The following is a 17554-nucleotide window of genomic DNA, read 5'->3' on the forward strand; positions in this document are numbered from 1 at the left end:
TGCCGTTCTGCCGCTCACCTCACCCCCGGCCCCTCTCCCGCGGAGAGGGGAGCCGCGGCGGCGCAGGTGTTCCCGTGTCGCATATGATTTAGCTTGTGCCGGGGCCGCGCCACGATACCCAAGCCACGCCGCCGTGGCTCCCCTCTCCGCGGGAGAGGGGCCGGGGGTGAGGTTACGCCACCGGCAGCGTAAACAGAAACCGGCTGCCCGCCGCCGGCTGGCTTTCCACCCACAGCTGCCCGCCCTGCGCCCCAATAAACTCGCGCGAAATGCTGAGGCCCAGCCCCGAGCTGCCGTGCCCGCCCTGGCCCGGCACGCCCGCAAAGCGCTGGAAGATGCGCTTGTGGTGCTCGGCTGCAATGCCGGGGCCCTGGTCCTCCACGCTCACGCGCACCATCTCGCCCCACTGCATGGCCCGGATGATGAGCGGGGCCGCCGTGGGCGAGTAGCGGATGGCGTTGGAAAGGAGGTTGATGAGCACCCAGGTGGTTTTTTCCACGTCGCCGTGCACTTCGGGCAGGGCCTCGGGCAGCTGCAGGTCGAGCCGAATCTGCTTGTCGTGCAGCTGCGGGTGCACCGTTTGGGTGGCGTAGCGGATAACGTCGGCTAGGTGCATGGGCTGCACGTTGAGCTTGATGCCCGCGCCCGCGTCGAGGCGCGATACTTCGATGAGCTGGCCCACCATGTTCAGCAGGCGCTGGGTTTCCTCGCCGATGCCGGTGGCCAGCACCTGGCGCTCGGCATCGGTGGTGCGCGGGTTTTGCAACAGCATCAGGCTGAGCTTGATGCTGGCCAGCGGCGTTTTCAGCTCGTGCGAAATCGTGGCCAAAAAGGTGGATTTCAATTCGTCCAGCTTCTTAAAGTCGGACACGTTGCGCAGGCACAGGATGTGGCCGGCGGCGGTGCGCCGGCTGGCTTGGTCCACGGTTTCAATGGGGCTTATTTTGAGCTGGTAGTGCGGCGCGTCGCCCTTGTGCGGAAACATGAACACGGGGTCGGGCGTCTCATCGCCGGCCATGTTGGCTTCGGCCAGGGGCACCAGCAGGTCGCGCAGCAGCTCGTTGGTGGCGGCCACGGCGGTGGCGGGCAGGCCCAGCAGCTCCGACTGCGGCAGGCCCAGCAGGTCGCAGGCCACGGGGTTGGCCAGCACAATGGTGCCGTGCTCATCGAGGAGGAGCAGGCCCTCATCGAGGCTGCGCACGAGGCTTTCCATGCGGTTGCGCTCGGTGAAGAGCTCGGCCAGGGTGGCGCGGCGCTCGTCCTGGGCCTGGCTCAGCACTAGGTTCACGGCGGCGGCCACGGTGCCCACCTCGTCGCGCTTGCCCACGGCCACGCGGGTGGCGGGGCCGGGGCCGGCCACCCGCTCCATGTCGGCGGTGAGGCGGTGCAGGGGGCGCACCACAATGCGTGGCAGCCGCACCATCATGGTAATGCCCACCGCCGTGCCGGCCCCTACAAAAGCCAGCACCGCCAACCGCGCCGTGTTGAAATCGGCCTGCTCGATGCCATGCGCGCCGTTTTCGAGAAAGCGGATGGTGAGGAAGGCGTAGCCGCCCAGCCCCAGCAGCAGTAGCAGCAGCAGAAAGACGCTGAGGCGGATTTTCAGTTTAAGTGACATGACGCAACGACTGCCGCCCCGGCCCCCGACCAGGCGGCCGGCCGGTTTCGGCACCCAAATAAATGGAGAACAAAGGGCGGATGAGCCCGTAAATCGGCTAAAGCTATAACGCCGGCCCCAGACGGCGGCTCCGGCTGGACCGTAATCGGGTGGCGGGCCTTGTTTGCCACCCGCCCGGCCGTATCTTGGGCTGCCGCCTCCAGGGCCACTGCTACCATTAGCGGCTCTGGCCTTCCGCCACCTTTCCCTTTCCCTGGCCATGTCCCCCGCTGCTCCCCGTTCCGAAATCGATTGGGCCGCACTCGTTGCCACCGAGCGCGCCTGCCGCGAGCAGGCCGAAACTGCTTTGGCCGCCGCCCAGGCCCAGGCCGCTGCCCTGGAAGGGCAGCTGGCCGCCGTGGCCGTCAGCGCCCAGCACTACCACACCCAGCTCACGGCCCTGGTGCAGCACCTGCCGGCTGCCCTGGTGCTGGTGGACCATTCCAGCCAGATTCAGTTTGTGAATCAGGCATTTTGGGAAATGTTTGGCTTGCCGCCGGTGGCCGGCCCCCTGGAAGGCAAACCGCCGATTCCGCACGAGGCCGTTGCCATCGATAATGCGTTTGCCGACCCCACTGCCTTTGCGGCGCGGGCCCGCGCCCTGCATGCGGCGGGGCAAAGCGTGCTGCGGGAGGAGTTCCGGCTGGCCGATGGGCGGGTAGTTGAGCTTGACTACCTAGTGCTGGATACCGTGTGCGCCGGCCGCCTGATTTGCTACCGCGACGTGACCAAGCGGCATCAGCGCGATGCCGAGATTCGGACGCTTTCCTTCATTGCCCAGCAAAACCCCAACACCACCCTGCGCCTGACGGCTACCGGCGAGGTGATTTATGCCAATCCGGCGGCCGCGCCGCTGCTGCAAGCCCTGGCGGCTGGCACGCAGGGCGATTTCCAGCAGCAGCTGCACGCGCTGGTGCAGGCGGCGCTGCGCACCCCCACGCAGCAGCAGCAGGCCCTGGAAGTGGCGGGGCTGCACTACCTGTGCCGGGCCGTGGCCGTGCCGGGCCAGGAAACGGTGACCCTCTACCTCACCGACATTACGGCCCGGCACCTGGCCGAGCAGCAGCTGGCCGAGCAGCGCACCTTCTACGAAAGCATTCTGGAGCAGACACCCACGGCCGTGGCCGTATTCGATGCCCAGCACCGCTACCTGTTTGTCAACCCGGTGGTGGAGCCCGACCCCGCCGTTCGCGCCTGGATGCTGGGCCAGACCAGCACGGTGGCCAATGTGCAGCGCGGGCTGCCGGCCGCCATCATCGAGCAGCGAGCGGCTGCCTTTGCCGAAGCCCTGCGCACCGGGGCCGAGGTAACCTGGGAGGAAACCTACCCGGGGCCGCGGTATCTGCAGCGGAGCTACCGGCCCGTGCGCGGGCACGATGGCAAGCCGCTGGTCATCGGCTCGGGCAACGACATCACGGCCAGCAAGCAGGCCGAGCAGGAGATAGCCCGGCAGCAGGAGTTCTACGAGTCCATCCTGGACTTGCTGCCCGTGGACGTGGCCGTGTTCGATGCCAACCACCGCTTTCTGTTCGTCAATCCGTCGTCGGTGGCCGACCCGGTGGTGCGCCGGCAAATCATCGGCCTCACCAGCGACGAGTATTTTGCCCTTCGCCAGCAGCAGCACCCCGCCGGCCTGCACCAGCAGCGAAACCAGTACTTCGACCTGGCCGTGCGTACCGGCGAGGACGTGACCTGGGAGGAAATGCGTACCGGCCGCCACCAGCGCCCCCAGCTGATACTGCGTAACCTGCGGCCCGTGTTTGGGGCCGATGGGGCCCTGCGCCTGGTAGTGGGTTCGGGCATCGACATCACGGCCCGCTACCAGGCCGAAAAGCTGCAGCACGAGGTGCAGACCATGTTGCAGGAGCAGCAGGACTTTATCCGGCAGATTGTGGACTCCCTGCCCAACGTTATTTATCTGATGAATGCCGAAGGGCGGATATCATTTTTTAACAAGGCCTATGATGAGGCCGTGCAACGCGCTCAGCATCAGCATTCTGAAGTCACAAATCCTGTGGTGCAGCAGGAGCGGGACCTGGTAAGCGCCCTGAACCAGCAGGTGCAGAACACGCACCAATCCCTGACGACAGAGCTGCCCTTCACCCAGCTTTCGGGCGAAATACTCTATTTCCACATGCACAAGCGGCCCATGTTCCGGGGCGATGGCCAGGTCGATATCCTCACCATCGGCACCGACATCACGGCCATGAAGCGGGCCCGCCAGGAGCTGGAGCGCCGCGAAAAACAATACCACGACCTGGTGTACTACTCGCAGGCCCTGATTTGTACCCACGACCAGCAGGGCATAATCCTTTCCGTGAACCCGGCCATTGAGCGGCTCATGGGCATGCCGGCGGTGCAGCTGGTGGGCCTTCACCTGCGCAAAGCCCTGACCCCGGAACACCATGCCACCCTGCAAGCCTATCTGGACGGCTACGAGTCGGCCCTGCCGCAGCCCCGCGTAGTCAGCATCCGCAACAAGGCCGGCGAGCTGCGCTACCTCAACTACTACACTTATAAGGTGACCGAGGAAGGCTATTCGCCCTACGTGGTGGCCTCGGGCTACGACGTGACGCCCGTCGTGCTGGCCCAGCGCGCCCTGCAGCACGCCAAGCAGGAAGCCGAAGAAAATGCCCGCGCCAAGGAAGCCTTTCTGGCCCGCATGAGCCACGAAATTCGCACCCCCCTCAACGGTATTCTGGGCATGGCCGCCCTGCTGCGTAAAACGGCTCTCACCGCGCCGCAGCTCGATTACCTGGGCACCATGCAGGAGGCCGGCCAGCACCTGCTGGCCCTCGTGAACGACGTGCTGGACATGGCCAAAATCACCACCCGCCACCTGGAGCTCAACCACGGGCCTTTTGATGTGGCCGTGGCCATGCAGGGGGCCGGCCAGATGGTGGCCACCCTGGCCGCCCAAAAAGGGCTGATTCTGCACGTTGAGCCGCCGCATTCGGCCGAGCTCCGGGTGGTGGGCGATGCCTACCGCCTGCACCAGGTGCTGCTCAACCTGTTGTCAAACGCCATTAAGTTCACCGAGCAGGGCCACATTCGGCTGGGGGCCGAAGTGCGCCACGATACGACGCAGGAGCTCGCGCTGCGCTTTTGGGTGGCAGATACCGGCATCGGCATCGCTCCCGAAGAACAGGCCCACATCTTCGACGCCTTCAGCCAGGCCAGTGCCGAAACCAGCATGCGCTTCGGCGGCACGGGCCTGGGCCTGGCCATCAGCCAGCAGCTGGTGGAGCAGATGGGCGGCACCCTGCGCCTGTGCAGCGCGCCCGGCGCGGGCACCACGTTCTCGTTTCAGCTGGCGCTGCCCCGCGCCCCGGAGCCGGCCGTGCCGCTGGCCCCCGCCCCGCCCGATGATTCTTACGAAGCCCTGCGCGGCCTGCGCGTGCTGCTGGCCGAAGACAACCTGGTAAACCAGCGCATTGCCGTGGTTGTGCTCGAATACTGGGGCGTGCAGGTGCGGGCCGTGGGCAATGGCCTCGATGCCCTGGCCGAGCTGCAGGCGCACGCCTTCGATGTGGCCCTGCTCGACATCCGCATGCCGGGCCTGAATGGAGTGGAGGTTACCCAGGCCATCCGCCGGCACCCCGACCCGGCCCGCGCCACCCTGCCCATCATCGCCCTCACCGCCAATGCCTTCGCCGCCGACCGCGCCACCTACCTGGCCGCCGGCATGAATGCATGCCTCACCAAGCCCTACGAAGAAACCGCCCTCTGCCAGCTGCTGCTGGATTTGACCAGCTCAAAGCGACCGTAACCCTGGCGCGAGTTTAGGCGCAGCCGTAACTCGTGCCTGCCATCCGGGCGAGGCTGTGCCTCGCAATAGAACGGCGCAGTGGGCGCGGTACTGGCAGTACTGGCGCGAGTTTAGGCGCAGCCGTAACTCGTGCCTGCCATCCGGGCGAGGCTGTGCCTCGCAGCAGAACGACGCAATAGGCGCGGTACTGCATTGCCGCTGGCGCGGCAGGGGAGGCGCAGCCTCCCGCTCATTTTCGGCACGAGTTACGCTGCGCTAAACTCGCGCCAGTTAACGCAACCTATCCCAGCCCGTATTCCTCCAGCTTCCGGTACAGCGTAGTGAGGCCAATGCCCAGCCTTTTTGCCACGTCGGGCTTGTTGCCGTCCAGCTCGCCCATCAGCTTGCCGATGTGGCGGGCTTCTACGGCCCGCATGCTGTCGTCGGCGGCATCGGCACCGGGCCGGGCGGGGCGGCCCAGGGCGTGGAACTCGTCCGGCAGATAATCGGCCGATAACATTTCCCCGGCGGGGGCGAGGATGGCGGCGCGTTCGAGCACGTTTTTCAGCTCGCGCACATTGCCGGGCCAGGGGTAGCGCTGCAGCAAGGTGAGCGCCTCGGCCGAGAGGCCGGGCAGGCGCTTGCTGAGGCGGGCGGCGAAGTGTTGGAGGAAGTAGTTGGCCAGCGGAGGTACGTCGGTGGGGCGCTCTTTGAGGGAAGGTACGTGGATGACGAACACCGAGAGGCGGTAATATAAATCGGGGCGGAAGCGGCCTTCGGCGGCTTCCTGCTTGAGGTTGCGGTTGGTGGCGGCCACCAGGCGCACGTTCACCTTGGTGGGCTTGGTGTCGCCGAGCTTGGTGAAGGTCTGGCTTTCGAGCACGCGCAGGAACTTGGCCTGCACGTTGAGCTCCAGCTCGCCGATTTCGTCCAGAAACAGGGTGCCGCCGTTGGCTTCTTCCAGCAGGCCCTTCTTGTCGGCCAGCGCGCCGGTGAAGGCGCCTTTTTTGTAGCCAAACAGTTCGGATTCGAGCAAATCTTTGGGAAAGGCGCTGCAATTGACGGCCACGAAGGCCTTGCCCTGCCGCCCGCTGGCCTGGTGGATGGCCTGGGCAAAAAGCTCCTTGCCGCTGCCGGTGGGGCCTTCGAGCAGCACGGTGCTGTCGGTGGGCGCTACCTGGCGGGCCAGCTGCTGCACGCGCCGCAGCTCGGGCGAGTCGCCAATCATGGACTCAAAGCGATACTGCTGGCCCACGCGGCGCTCCAGCTCGGTGACGCGCTGGCGGAGGCGGGCTTTTTCGGCGGCACGGTCGACCACCACCACCAGCTGCTGCTCAAAATCGCCCTTGGTGAGGTAGTCGAACGCGCCGAGCTTCATGGCCTTCACGCCGTCGGGGATGGTGCCGAAGGCGGTGAGCAGCACCACTTCGGCATCGGGGGCGGCGGCTTTGAAGCGGGGCAGCAGGTCGACGCCGTTGGCATCGGGCAGCTTCACGTCGGAGAGCACGAGCAGGATGTCGGCGGCGTGTTGTTGGAGCAGCTCTAGGCCGCGGTGGGCGTCGGGGGCTTGCAGCACGGTGTAGCCTTCCAGCTCCAGCACCTGGGCCAGCAGCTGGCGCAAGCGCGCTTCGTCGTCGATGATGAGCAGGGTACCGGTGGGCATTTAGAGCGGAATTGGCTGGATGGGCCCGCAATTACGTAGTTTTGGATATGCTAAAGCGCCTCCACCTTCAGAATTTCACCGTTTTCGCCGATGCCGACTTCGAGTTTGTGCAAGGGCTGAATGTGTTGGTTGGTACCAATGGCACGGGCAAAAGTCATGTGTTGAAGCTGGGATATGCAGTCGAATCAGCCAGATTTGATATTAGTAAACAATTCACGGTTGGCAATTTACAAGAACCCTTAACCAGTTCCATTGCGTGGACAGGAACTCTACACAAATTGCTGCCTGATATATTTTTATCTACTCGAATTGCACCACTTATTAGGTGGGATTCGGAAGGCGATGCAAAGGTTGAAGCTGATTTTGGGACTGATAATGAGGTAATTTTTGAATTAAACTCCTCAGTTAAGGAAATAGACCGCAAAATAGCTAGTGTAGGGGCAACACATGCATCCACAAAAACCGATAAAGTATTTAAGCCCGTTTTTATACCAGCTAAAGAAATTCTTTCATTAAGCTGGATGCTGCCCGGGTCAGAACAATTAGTTTTCCCAATAGAGAAAAGCTATTTGGACTTACTTGGTCAACTTCGTCTTCTATCACTTCGCAAGCCTGAATCCATTCAAGCAATTCAATCATTGACTGATGTATTGGGCGGAGAAGTGAAAGAGGAAGAGGGTAAATACTATCTTGTTAACGCTGATGGGAGGAGAGTAACTATAAATTTAGTTGCTGAAGGATTACGCAAATTTGGGACGTTACAAAAGCTATTGGCTAATGGTAGTCTTACTAAAAACGCCACGCTTTATTGGGACGAGCCCGAAGCCAATTTGAATCCTGCGTTGCTCCGGAAACTTGCAGCTATACTTGCCGGATTAGCGCGTCAAGGATTTCAAATTATTCTGGCCACACACAGCATGAGTTTATTGAAAGAATTTCATATTCTTTCGCGTCAAAAAACGGACGAGCCATTACCGATTCGCTATTTCGGTTTGAATGCGGAATCTGGTCAGCCTACTACGGTGGTTGCGAGAGACGATTTCAAGTTTTTGCCAGATGTGGTGGCACTTGAAGTTGAATTAGAGCAAGCTGATGATTTAGAAGAAATTTTCGCCCGTGAAGACCGTCAGTTCCATGCCGATAGTAACTGAGCGAAAACTGGAACTGGAATTTTCAGAGGACTGGAAGATTATTCAGTACGACCAGCAAGCAAATCCTAAAACGGGGGAGGCAGCAAGTTTCTATCGTCGCATCATTGAGCGCGGTGGGGTGCAGCAGGTACGCGGGGTAGACATCGTGTGTCGGTTGCCTGATGTTCCGGCAAAACTTCAGTTCATCGAAGTTAAAGACGACCGGAAGCGGACAATAGGAACAGGCGACCGTCACGCTGAATTATTCATTTCGGTATTGCAAAAGACTGTAGGTACGCTTGCCGGGCTTGTGTTGGCTGAGCGTTTGGGCGAAGCTTCTCTGCACACCCAAGCCTGCCTAAGTCAAAACCCGCCCATTGAAGTGGTACTGTTCTTGGTGGAGCCTGCGCTTGCACCAATTACGAGTGCTGAAAATGGCTTGTCCCGCTTGGTAAAAAAAGAAAGAGTAGCGGCCCTCGACCAGCGCCTGACGGCCAAGCTGGATGAATGGGGAATCGTGTTTGCGCTCTATAATCTATCGAACCGGCCACCCCGCGACTGGCAAGTGCGCGACCTCGCCTAACTCCCCCGAATCTCCTGCTTGATGTGCTCGACGAACTGGGCGAATTCGGGTTCGGCTTCGACGTTTTCGTGCCAGGCGAGGCCCATTTCGGCCAGGTTGTATTGGTGCTGGGGGCTGATGGTGGCGCCCGGCACGAGGGCCCCGGCCGCGTCGTGCTCGTAGCCGAGCAGCCAGAGGCGGTCGGCCAGGGCGGTGGTGGTCACGATGTCGTGCGAGACGATGATGACGGTGTTCAGCTCGTCCATGGTGGTGACTTCGACGATGATTTTCTTCACTTCGTCAATCATGGCCACGTCGAGGCCGGAGAAGGGCTCATCGAGCAGGATGAGGTGGTCGGAGCATAGCAGCTGCTGGGCGATGGCTGCCCGCTGGCGCTGCCCTCCCGAGAGCAGGGCGGGGTACTTGCGCCGGTGCGGGGCCAGGCCGAAGCGTTCGAGGTAGGCGTCGACGTGCTGGCGGGCGGCGGCGGGGGCGTGCTTGCGCTGGGCGGCCACCAGCAGGTTGTCGTGCAGGGTGCGGTGCTCGAAGAGGGGGTAGCGCTGCTGCACGAAGCCCACCATGCCGGGCGTCACGGACTGCTGGGCGAGGCCCACTTCCACGGTGCCGGTGCCGGGCGCCACGAGGCCCGCCATGATGCGGCACAGCACCGACTTGCCGATGCCCGAGCGGCCGTAGAAGCCCACGACCTGGCCCTGGCGCATGTTGGGGCGGGTCACGTCGAGGACCTGGGCGTTGATGTCGCGCAGGATGGGTTCGTTGTGGAAGGCGATGGAGACGTTGTTGAGCGTCAGGATGGGGTCGCGGTAGGCGTGGGTGTGGGCAGTCATGGCGCGGACGGAGTACCCCACCCCCCGGCCCCCTCCCCTCCGGGAGAGGGGGAGCCACGATGGCGTGGTTGACTCGTTGAATAGTTGTTAATCTTGAAGCAAAAAGAGTAGAATTATTAGGCTCCCCCTCTCCCGGAGGGGAGGGGGCCGGGGGGTGGGGTGAACGTTAGGCGGCTCCCAACTGCGAATAAGGGAAAAACACCCTTCTCAGCAGCACAAACACATAGTCCTGCGCCGCGCCAGTCGCCAGAATTACCAGCTGAATGGCCAGCACCCCATCGAGGTGCAGGTACCGGTTCTGCTTATAGAGCAGCAGCCCGATGCCGCCTTCCGACTGATAGAGCGTTTCGACCAGCGTAATCATGGTCCAGATAATGGCGAAATTCTGGCGCACCACTTCGAGCATCTCATCGAGCTTGCCCAGCACCACCACTTCGTAGAAGCTGCGCCACTCGCCCATGCCCAGGGTGCGGACGTGGTCCATCTCCTCCTGCGTGGTGGTCAGAATCACGCTCGTCATGCCCGTGACCAGGTACACGGTGGCCCCGAAAATGAGCACCGAGAGCTTCACCTGGTGGCCGGAGCTGACCATCAGAGCCATGAAAAACGTGAGGCCGGTGAGGGTGAGGTAGCGCATCTTGGAGGCCGCGTAGGCGATGGGCCGGAAGAAGGGCAGCGCCGTGAGGTAGGAAATGGCCAGCGCCAGCACCGTGGCCACGGCCAGCGCCTGCAGGGCAGTGGTCATGCTGGCCCACAGCTCCGGGATGAGGCCCTGCGTGGTAACCAAGTCGCCGAGCGAGCGCACAACTTCGCCCAGGCTGGGGAAGAGCTGCATGGGATAAAACAGCCACAGCAGCAGCAGCAGGGCCACTTGCGCCACCACCATCGAGGTGAAGACGAGCGGGCGCGGCTGGGCGTTGGGGGAAAAGAGGGTTTTCATAATAGGGAGAGGAAAAGGCGGTCAAACTCCCCTCCTTACCAAGGAGGGGACGTTGAGCCGCAGGCTCAACTGGGGTGGTTGTGGGCGTATGAGCCGTTAGGGCTGGCTCGGCGGGTTTCGTTAGGAGTTCGTTCAGGTGTCGTTCAACGAGGCCAACCACCCCCGTTCGCGCCTCTTCGGCGCTCACATCCCCTCCTCAGCTGAGGAGGGGAGTGACGTTCTAATTGCCCAGCACTACCTCCACGCGGCGGTTTTTGGCCTTGCCATCCGGCGTGGTGTTGCTGGCTACCGGCTCGGTGGCACCGTGGGCGTACACCTGGATGCGGCCGTCGGGGAAGGCGCTGTGGCTTTTGGTTTCGAGCCAGTGTTGCACGGCCATGGCGCGGTCTTCGGAGAGCTGCTGGTTTTTGCCGGGGTCGCCGGCGTTGTCGGTGTGGCCGTGGACGGCTACTTTGAGGCGGCCGGCTACTACCAGGTCATCGAAAAGCTGGGTGAGCTCGCGGGTGGTCTGGGGGGTGAAGCTGCTCTGGCCGCTGTTGAACTCGATGTTCCAGGCGCGTTTGCTTACGCTCTGGCGGATTTCATCGCCGGCGGCAAACTGCGTGGTTTCGGCGGGAGCCACGGCTTTGCCTTTGTACTGGGCCTGCAGCTTTTGCAGGGGCGCGAGGTCCAGCATTTCGGTGAGGGGCACGTAGGTAGGCAGCTCCTTGGGGTAGAGTTTTTTCTGCACGTCGCCGAAGGTTTTATACACCGAGGCGTAGATGTTGGTGCCGCCTTCATCGAGGCCGAACAGGCTCAGGTTGTCGCTGAAATTGAAGGCTTTACTGCCGCCAAGCTCCACTACTTCGCCGTTGCGGTCGGCCTCGCTCACGCCCTTGTAATACTTCAGCCAGTAGGCGCCGGGCTTGTCCTGGTCGCCGTACACGGTGGCCGAAATGTCGGCGGCGCGGGTCAGGGCTTCGGGGTGGCTTTTCACCTGGTCGCCGGCCACGGCGAAGGCCGTCATCAGGCCCAGCACTTCCTTGGGGTGGGCGTCGTACCAGCGCTTGGTGGTTACCATGATGTTGGGCATCTGGTTCGAATAGTCCTTGGTGCTCACGATGTTCACGAGGCCGCCGCGCTGTTTGGCGATATTCACGTCGCCGGGCGTCCAGGTGGCCACGGCGTCGGCTACCACGTCCACGCTTACGCCGGTGTTCTTGCCGTTCACCACTTTGGTGCGGGCTTCGGGCTTGCCGAGGATGTATTTCTCGGCGGCCACCAGAAAGTCGCTGGCGGCCATGAAGTTCACGGCTTCGGGGTCGTAGGTGGTTTCGTCAGGGTTCACCTTCAGGCCGTTGTCGGCGCACCACTTCAGGGCGATGTTCTGGTCGCCGTCGCGCAGGTAGCAGGCCACGGTTTTGCCCAGGGCCAGCTTGGGATTGTCGAGCCACTCTTTGGGGCCCATCAGCTTGTCTTCGCCGAAGGATTTACCCACCGAGTAGGGGATGATTTGCAGCTGCGTGCCGGTCTTTTTCAGCTCGTCCTGCACGGCCGAGAAAGCCGGCAGGCCGTCGCCCATGATGCTCACAATCAGGCCCGGGGTGGCCGGATTGCTTTGCAGGTCGAGGGCGTTTTTTACCAGGTCGGCCTGCATCTTGCTCACGTCGTCCTGACGCACAATCTGCATGTCGAGCCCGTTGGCGGCGGCGGCCGAGCCCATGGTGGAGCGCGGGCCGCCGTTGGCCAGCATGCCGGCCATCTGGCTGTTCCAGGCCATCACCTCCCAGGTGAGGGGCGTGCCCTTGTCGGCCGGGGCGGTGCCGGGCATGGTGGCCAGCGGCACCACGGTGCTGGCTTTGTTGCCGCCGGTGGTCGCGGGCAGCTCAATCGTGTTCAGAAGCACCGACTGCGTGTCGGCCTTTTTAAAGACGGCACCGCTGGTTACCAGCTTGTTGATGCCGAAGTACAGGAGGCCAAAAAGAAGGAGGCCAATAATGAATTTACCGCGTGTTGTCATTGGAGTAGTAGCGCGGACTCTGTGAGTCCGCGATTAGGATAAAGGGTTTGTTCGTAGGGAGTTGAGCAGTGGCTTTTCGCGGGCTCATGGGCCGCGTGGTGCCGGCCGACCGTTGTATTCGCGGGCTCACAGCGTCCACGGTACTTACCACGGCCCAGGCCAGCAAAAAGCTAATCAAGCAGGCTAGAGTAGGCATCATCGGAGGCTTTTTTGGTGGCGAGAATGGACTGGGGCGCTTGCGGCTTTTCGTTGAGCACGGCGTTGAATTCGCCTTTCTGGTATTGGTCGAGCAGGCGCTGGCCCTTCTCGCTCATCACCCCGTTCTGGATGTCCATCTCCTTCACGAACTCCTGCGAGTAGCGCATGGCCTGCTTAATCTGGCCCAACTGCTGGGCCATGTCCTCGGCCACGCGGTCGGTGGCCAGGTCGAAGAAGTACTTCTTGTCGGGGTCGCCGCGCAGGATGTTCATGGCGGCGCGCATGCCCGAGCTGGTGCGTTTCACCAGGGCGTACTCGTCCTTGAGCAGGTTGACTTTGAACTTGCTGCCGTCAATCTGGCGCAGGGCGGCTTTCAGAATCTGGCGCATTACGACCGTCACGTTGGCCGTGGTGGTGGCCATCGGTTGCAGGCGCTGGCTGTAGTCCTGCACTTGGGCGGCGCGCATGGCGTAGCTCTCGGCGGCGTCCTTTTCGCCCTGGCGGGTGGCCGAGTCGGCCAGCGCCAGGTACTCCTTTATCTGGGCGGCGTTGGCGGCCAGCTTGCGCTTCACCAGCTCGTGCGCGCCTTCGATGTTGGTGACTTCGGCGTCCATCTTGCGGGCTTCCTTCTCGGTATTGGAGATGTAGTCTTCCATGATGCCGATGGGGTTGGTATTGACGAAGATGCCCGCCATCGAGCGCAGCACGCGCTGCCCGGCGTACCACAGTCCGGCGTGAATCCGCTTGTTGGTGGCCAGCAGAAACAGCACGAACAGCGTGCCCAGCCCGATGCCCAGCTTCACGGTATCGAACACCATGTCGACGAGGAAGGGCAAAATCGAGCCCCAGAAATACACCGCCGTGCCCACCAGCCCGATGAGGACCACGCGGCCGGCTACTTTTTCCGGCTGCTGCCACTTGGGGAGGCCGGGGGCGGAATCGAAAGAAGGAAGTGCGTTCATGGCGGTGGTATTGGATGGTGGAGGTGGTGGCCGGTGCGGCCTTTAGTTGGTTACCTCCACCATATTTCAATACCAATGCCGTTTCGGTGATATCTGCCGTGAAATTCGTTTAATTATTGATTTTCAATAGGATAATAAAAAAATTCCCGCCGGGCACAAGGCCTGACGGGGATAAATTTTTCCAAAATGGAAAGCGGATTTTTTCAAATCAGCAAGGCGGGGGGCACCCTTCGCGTCTGTCATGCTGAACGCAGTGAAGCACCTTATCACGCCTGAACATTTCGTTCGAACGTGATAAGGTGCTTCACTGCGTTCAGCATGACAAGCGCGTTGCAGAAACGCCCAGCTTCTGCCTGTTCCTCAGCGCACCAGAATCAGGGCGGAGTTGCCGGGGACCTGCACGCCGCTGGTCACCTCCAGCACGTCGAGGCCTTCTTCCTGGATTTGGTCGCCGCGCAGCACTACTTTATAGGTTTCACGGGGCAAGGGCACGCTCCAGGCCCCCCGGTTGCCGTTGAAAATGACGGTGATGGTGTTCCAGGCATCGCCGCCGGCGTGGTCTTTTAGCTGGTAGGCGATGATGCCGGGGGCCATGTTGGGCAGGAATTCGAGGTGCTGCTGAATGAGCTCGGTGGTGGGCAGGCGGAAGGCGGGGTGGTTGCGGCGCAGGGCCAGCAGCTTGCGGTAGAACTCGTACACGCCCACGTACCTGGCCTTGCGGCCCCAGTCAATCTGGTTCACGCTGTCGGGCTGGTTGTAGGAGTTGGAGGAGCCGCCCTTGGTGCGCAGAAACTCATCGCCGACCGGCAAAAACGGCACACCCTGCGAGGTGAATACGATGGTGTTGCTCAGCAAATCCATCTTAATCAGCGTATCTTCCGAGGTGTTGGGGTTCGATACTTTGAGTTTGTCCCAGAGCACCCGGTCGTCGTGGCAGGCCACGTAGTTGATGGCCTGCGACGGGGAGCCGGCCCACGGTGCTTTCGAGTAGTTGACCTTAGCGTAGTTAATCTGCGGGTGCTGGGTGGCGGCCACAATGCCGAATTTCACGCTTTCCTCCAGGCCGGGCTGGCCGCTGGCGAAGCCGGGCTCGGTCTGGTGGGCGTAGTGGCCCTTCACACCGTCGCGCAGCTCATCGCCAAAGGCGGCAATACGGTCCAGCTTCATGATGTTGCCTTTGAGGGCGCGCTTGGCATCGGGCAGGGGCGAGGCGCCGGCGGTCCAGCCCTCGCCGTAGATGAAAATACTGTGGTCCTGCTGGTCCAGCGCCACGCGCACGGCGCGCATGGTTTCAATATCAACCACGCCCATGAGGTCGAAACGGAAGCCGTCGGCGTGGTACTGCTGCGCCCAGTACGCCACCGATTCCACGATGAGCTTGCGCACCATGGTCCGCTCCGAGGCCACTTCGTTGCCGCAGGCAGTGGCGTTGCTCAGGGTGCCGTCGGGGTTGTGGCGATAGTAATAGCCGGGCACCAGCTGCTCAAAATTGCTGCGGCCGGCATCGGCGGTGTGGTTGTACACCACATCGAGCACCACGCGCAGGCCGGCCCCGTGCAGGTTTTCCACCAGCTGCTTGAACTCGCGGATGCGGGCGGCGGGGTTGGTGGCGTCGGTGGAGTAGGTGCCTTCGGGTACGGTGTAGTTCAGCGGGTCGTAGCCCCAGTTGTAGCGGTTGGCGCTGGCGGGCGCGGTTTCGTCGATGCTGGCGAAATCGTTGGTAGGCAGCAGGTGAACGTGGGTCAGGCCCAATTCCACCAAATGGTCGAGGCCGGTGCTCACGCCGTCGGGGCCGCGCGTGCCGGTTTGGGCCGCGCCCAGAAACTTGCCCTTGTGCCGCACGCCCGACTGCGGGTGCATAGTGAGGTCGCGGACATGGACTTCGCCGATTACAATGTCGGTGGCCTGTTTCAGGGCGGGGCGCAGGTCATCTTTCCAGCCCGGCGGCTCGGCGATGATGGGGTTGAACACGGCCCCGCGCAGGCCGTTCACGCCCACGGCGTGGGCGTAGGGGTCGGCCACTTCGGCCAGGGTTTTGCCGGCTATGGTGGCCTGCACCGTGTAAAAGCCGGTGGTGCCAGCGGGCAGGGTGTAAGTCCAGGTGCCGCCTTCGGCTTTGGCCATCACAAAATCAGCCTTGGCCGGGCCGCCGGTGCCGGCAGCATAAAGGCGCAGGTGCAGGGCCGAAGCGGTGGGGGCCCACACGCGCAGCGTGGCCTGGCCCCCGCGCCAGGTTAGCCCCAGGTCGGGGCCAAGGTAGGTGGGATAAGTAGAATAGTCGGGAAGAGATGGTGCCGATATTGCGGGAGCAGGGGAGAGCAGCACAAGCAGCAGTAGAAGCGGGCGAGTCATGGGGGCAAAGGTCGGGATTGCGGGCGGAAGTCTAACTCCCCCAAACTCCCCTCCTTACCAAGGAGGGGATGCTGACGCAAAGCGTCAGCTGGGGTGGTTGTGGCGTTGAACGGTGACAGAGCGGTGCGGAACTGGTCCCGAGTGGTGCGGAACTGGTCCCGACCGTTCAACGCCACAACCACCCCCGTTTCAGCTTCGCTGAAACATCCCCTCCTTGGTAAGGAGGGGAGTCTTGTCCTTCAAACCCCGCCTACCTGCCCAACGGTAAAACGCTGCCCGCCGTCGATGGAATCGCGGGTGCGGTCGGTTTGGCCCGGCTTTGGAATATGGGACCGGTATGTTTGTTTCGATTTCGCCCCCGTCTATGCCCGTTCTCACGCCCCGTCGCTACCTCACGCCGCTCATTCATGTACTGGTGTGGGGGCTGTTCGGGCTCACATTTTTGCTGTTTCAGCCGCTCACCGGGCGGCTCACCATGCCGCCGCAGTTCTGGCTGAAGCAGGGCCTCATGTTTGCCGCCTGGGTGGCCACATTCTACCTCACATCCAAGGTCACGGTGCCGCGCCTGCTGCTGAATGGACGCACGGAGTGGTTTATTCTGGCCCTGATGGTGACCACGGTGGTGGTGCTCAGCTTCAGCCGGTTTCTGGAATCGGTGCTGGACCTGCCCGCGCTCATGGACAAGGCCTTTATGGCGGCGGCTGGCCGGCCCCGGCTCACCCCCCGGGGCATGCGTTTCGATTCGATGGGCCTGCTCACCACCATGTTTGTGCTGGGCATCAGCACCAGCATCACGGTGGTGCAGAAGTGGCAGAACGACGCCCAGATTCGGCAGAGCCTGGAGCAGCAGCGCGTCAGCTCCGAGCTGTCGGTGCTCAAGGCCCAGATTAACCCGCACTTCTTCTTCAATACCCTCAACAACATCTACGCCCTCACGCTGCTCGACGGCGAGCAGGCCCGCGTGGCCATTCACCGGCTCTCGCGCATGATGCGCTACGTGCTATATGACACCGCCGGCGGCCTCACGCTGCTCAGCCAGGAAATTGCCTTCGTGCAGGACTACATCACCCTCATGCAGCTGCGGCTCGATGAGCGCGTGACCGTAACCTTCGACCGCCCCGAGCCCGTGCGCGATGTGCCCGTGGCCCCCATGCTGCTGCTGCCCTTCCTCGAAAACGCCTTTAAGCACGGCGTGGCCGCCACCCAAAGCAGCCGCATCTTCATCGGCCTTACCCAGCCCTCGCCTGATGTGCTGGAGCTGGAAGTGCGCAACACCCTGCTCGCGCTGCCCAGCACCGACCTGGCCGGCAGCAACGGCATCGGCCTGGCCAATACCCGCCGCCGCCTCGACCTCCTGTACCCCGGCCGATTCAGCCTGCTGGTAGACGACCACACGCCCGCCAACGAATTCCGCGTGCATTTGACGCTTAATACCGGGCAGGAGGGTGTGAGGGTAGTAGGGTAGGAGTTGGTCGCGCCACCACCTTAAACCTCC

11 protein-coding genes are annotated in these 17554 nt (G+C 62.5%); 4 read left to right on the top strand and 7 right to left on the bottom strand.

Features of this window, described 5'->3' with window-relative positions; translation table 11 throughout:
* Positions 1–172 precede the first annotated feature (172 nt).
* Positions 173–1618: a sensor histidine kinase gene (locus tag HBN54_RS14575; RefSeq protein WP_168673946.1), complete on the bottom strand. Its 1446-nt coding sequence runs from the start codon at positions 1616–1618 to the stop codon at positions 173–175.
* Between the two features lie 259 nt (positions 1619–1877).
* Here HBN54_RS14575 and HBN54_RS14580 point away from each other — a divergent pair, with 259 nt between their 5' ends.
* Positions 1878–5426, top strand: a complete 3549-nt coding sequence (locus HBN54_RS14580; protein WP_168673947.1) for a PAS domain S-box protein — start codon at positions 1878–1880, stop codon at positions 5424–5426.
* Between the two features lie 280 nt (positions 5427–5706).
* Here the strand turns inward: HBN54_RS14580 and HBN54_RS14585 are convergent, their stop codons facing one another.
* Positions 5707–7068, bottom strand: a complete 1362-nt coding sequence (locus HBN54_RS14585) for a sigma-54-dependent transcriptional regulator (RefSeq protein ID WP_168673948.1) — start codon at positions 7066–7068, stop codon at positions 5707–5709.
* Between the two features lie 47 nt (positions 7069–7115).
* On the opposite strand from HBN54_RS14585, the gene HBN54_RS14590 reads away from it, so the two are divergent.
* Positions 7116–8219: an AAA family ATPase gene (locus HBN54_RS14590; RefSeq protein ID WP_168673949.1), complete on the top strand. Its 1104-nt coding sequence runs from the start codon at positions 7116–7118 to the stop codon at positions 8217–8219.
* Positions 8203–8781, top strand: coding sequence for a hypothetical protein (locus tag HBN54_RS14595; RefSeq protein WP_168673950.1), 579 nt, complete (start codon positions 8203–8205; stop codon positions 8779–8781). Before HBN54_RS14590 ends, HBN54_RS14595 begins: the two co-directional genes overlap by 17 nt.
* Here the strand turns inward: HBN54_RS14595 and HBN54_RS14600 are convergent.
* The 5 genes from HBN54_RS14600 to pulA all read right to left on the bottom strand — a co-directional run bounded on the left by HBN54_RS14600 (position 8778) and on the right by pulA (position 16059).
* On the bottom strand, positions 8778–9608 hold the full coding sequence (locus tag HBN54_RS14600) for an ATP-binding cassette domain-containing protein (protein WP_168673951.1): 831 nt from the start codon (positions 9606–9608) through the stop codon (positions 8778–8780). The two genes, HBN54_RS14595 and HBN54_RS14600, sit on opposite strands and share 4 nt — an antisense overlap.
* Before the next feature lie 166 nt (positions 9609–9774).
* On the bottom strand, positions 9775–10548 hold the full coding sequence (locus HBN54_RS14605) for an ABC transporter permease (protein ID WP_168673952.1): 774 nt from the start codon (positions 10546–10548) through the stop codon (positions 9775–9777).
* A 220-nt stretch (positions 10549–10768) separates the two neighbouring features.
* The gene (locus tag HBN54_RS14610) at positions 10769–12547 is read right to left on the bottom strand and encodes an OmpA family protein (protein WP_168673953.1); all 1779 of its coding nucleotides are present in this window, start codon (positions 12545–12547) and stop codon (positions 10769–10771) included.
* 170 nt (positions 12548–12717) lie between these two features.
* Entirely contained in the window at positions 12718–13707 is a 990-nt protein-coding gene (locus HBN54_RS14615) for a PspA/IM30 family protein (RefSeq protein WP_168673954.1), read from the bottom strand.
* Positions 13708–14067: 360 nt separating this feature from the next.
* A complete protein-coding gene (gene pulA, locus HBN54_RS14620) occupies positions 14068–16059 on the bottom strand; it encodes a type I pullulanase (protein WP_168673955.1) in 1992 nt (663 codons plus the stop codon).
* Positions 16060–16423: 364 nt separating this feature from the next.
* On the opposite strand from pulA, the gene HBN54_RS14625 reads away from it, so the two are divergent.
* On the top strand, positions 16424–17524 hold the full coding sequence (locus HBN54_RS14625) for a sensor histidine kinase (RefSeq protein WP_168673956.1): 1101 nt from the start codon (positions 16424–16426) through the stop codon (positions 17522–17524).
* The last annotated feature ends 30 nt before the right edge of the window (positions 17525–17554 follow it).

The organism is Hymenobacter artigasi (genome assembly GCF_012275535.1).
GTDB classification, from domain to species: domain Bacteria; phylum Bacteroidota; class Bacteroidia; order Cytophagales; family Hymenobacteraceae; genus Hymenobacter; species Hymenobacter artigasi.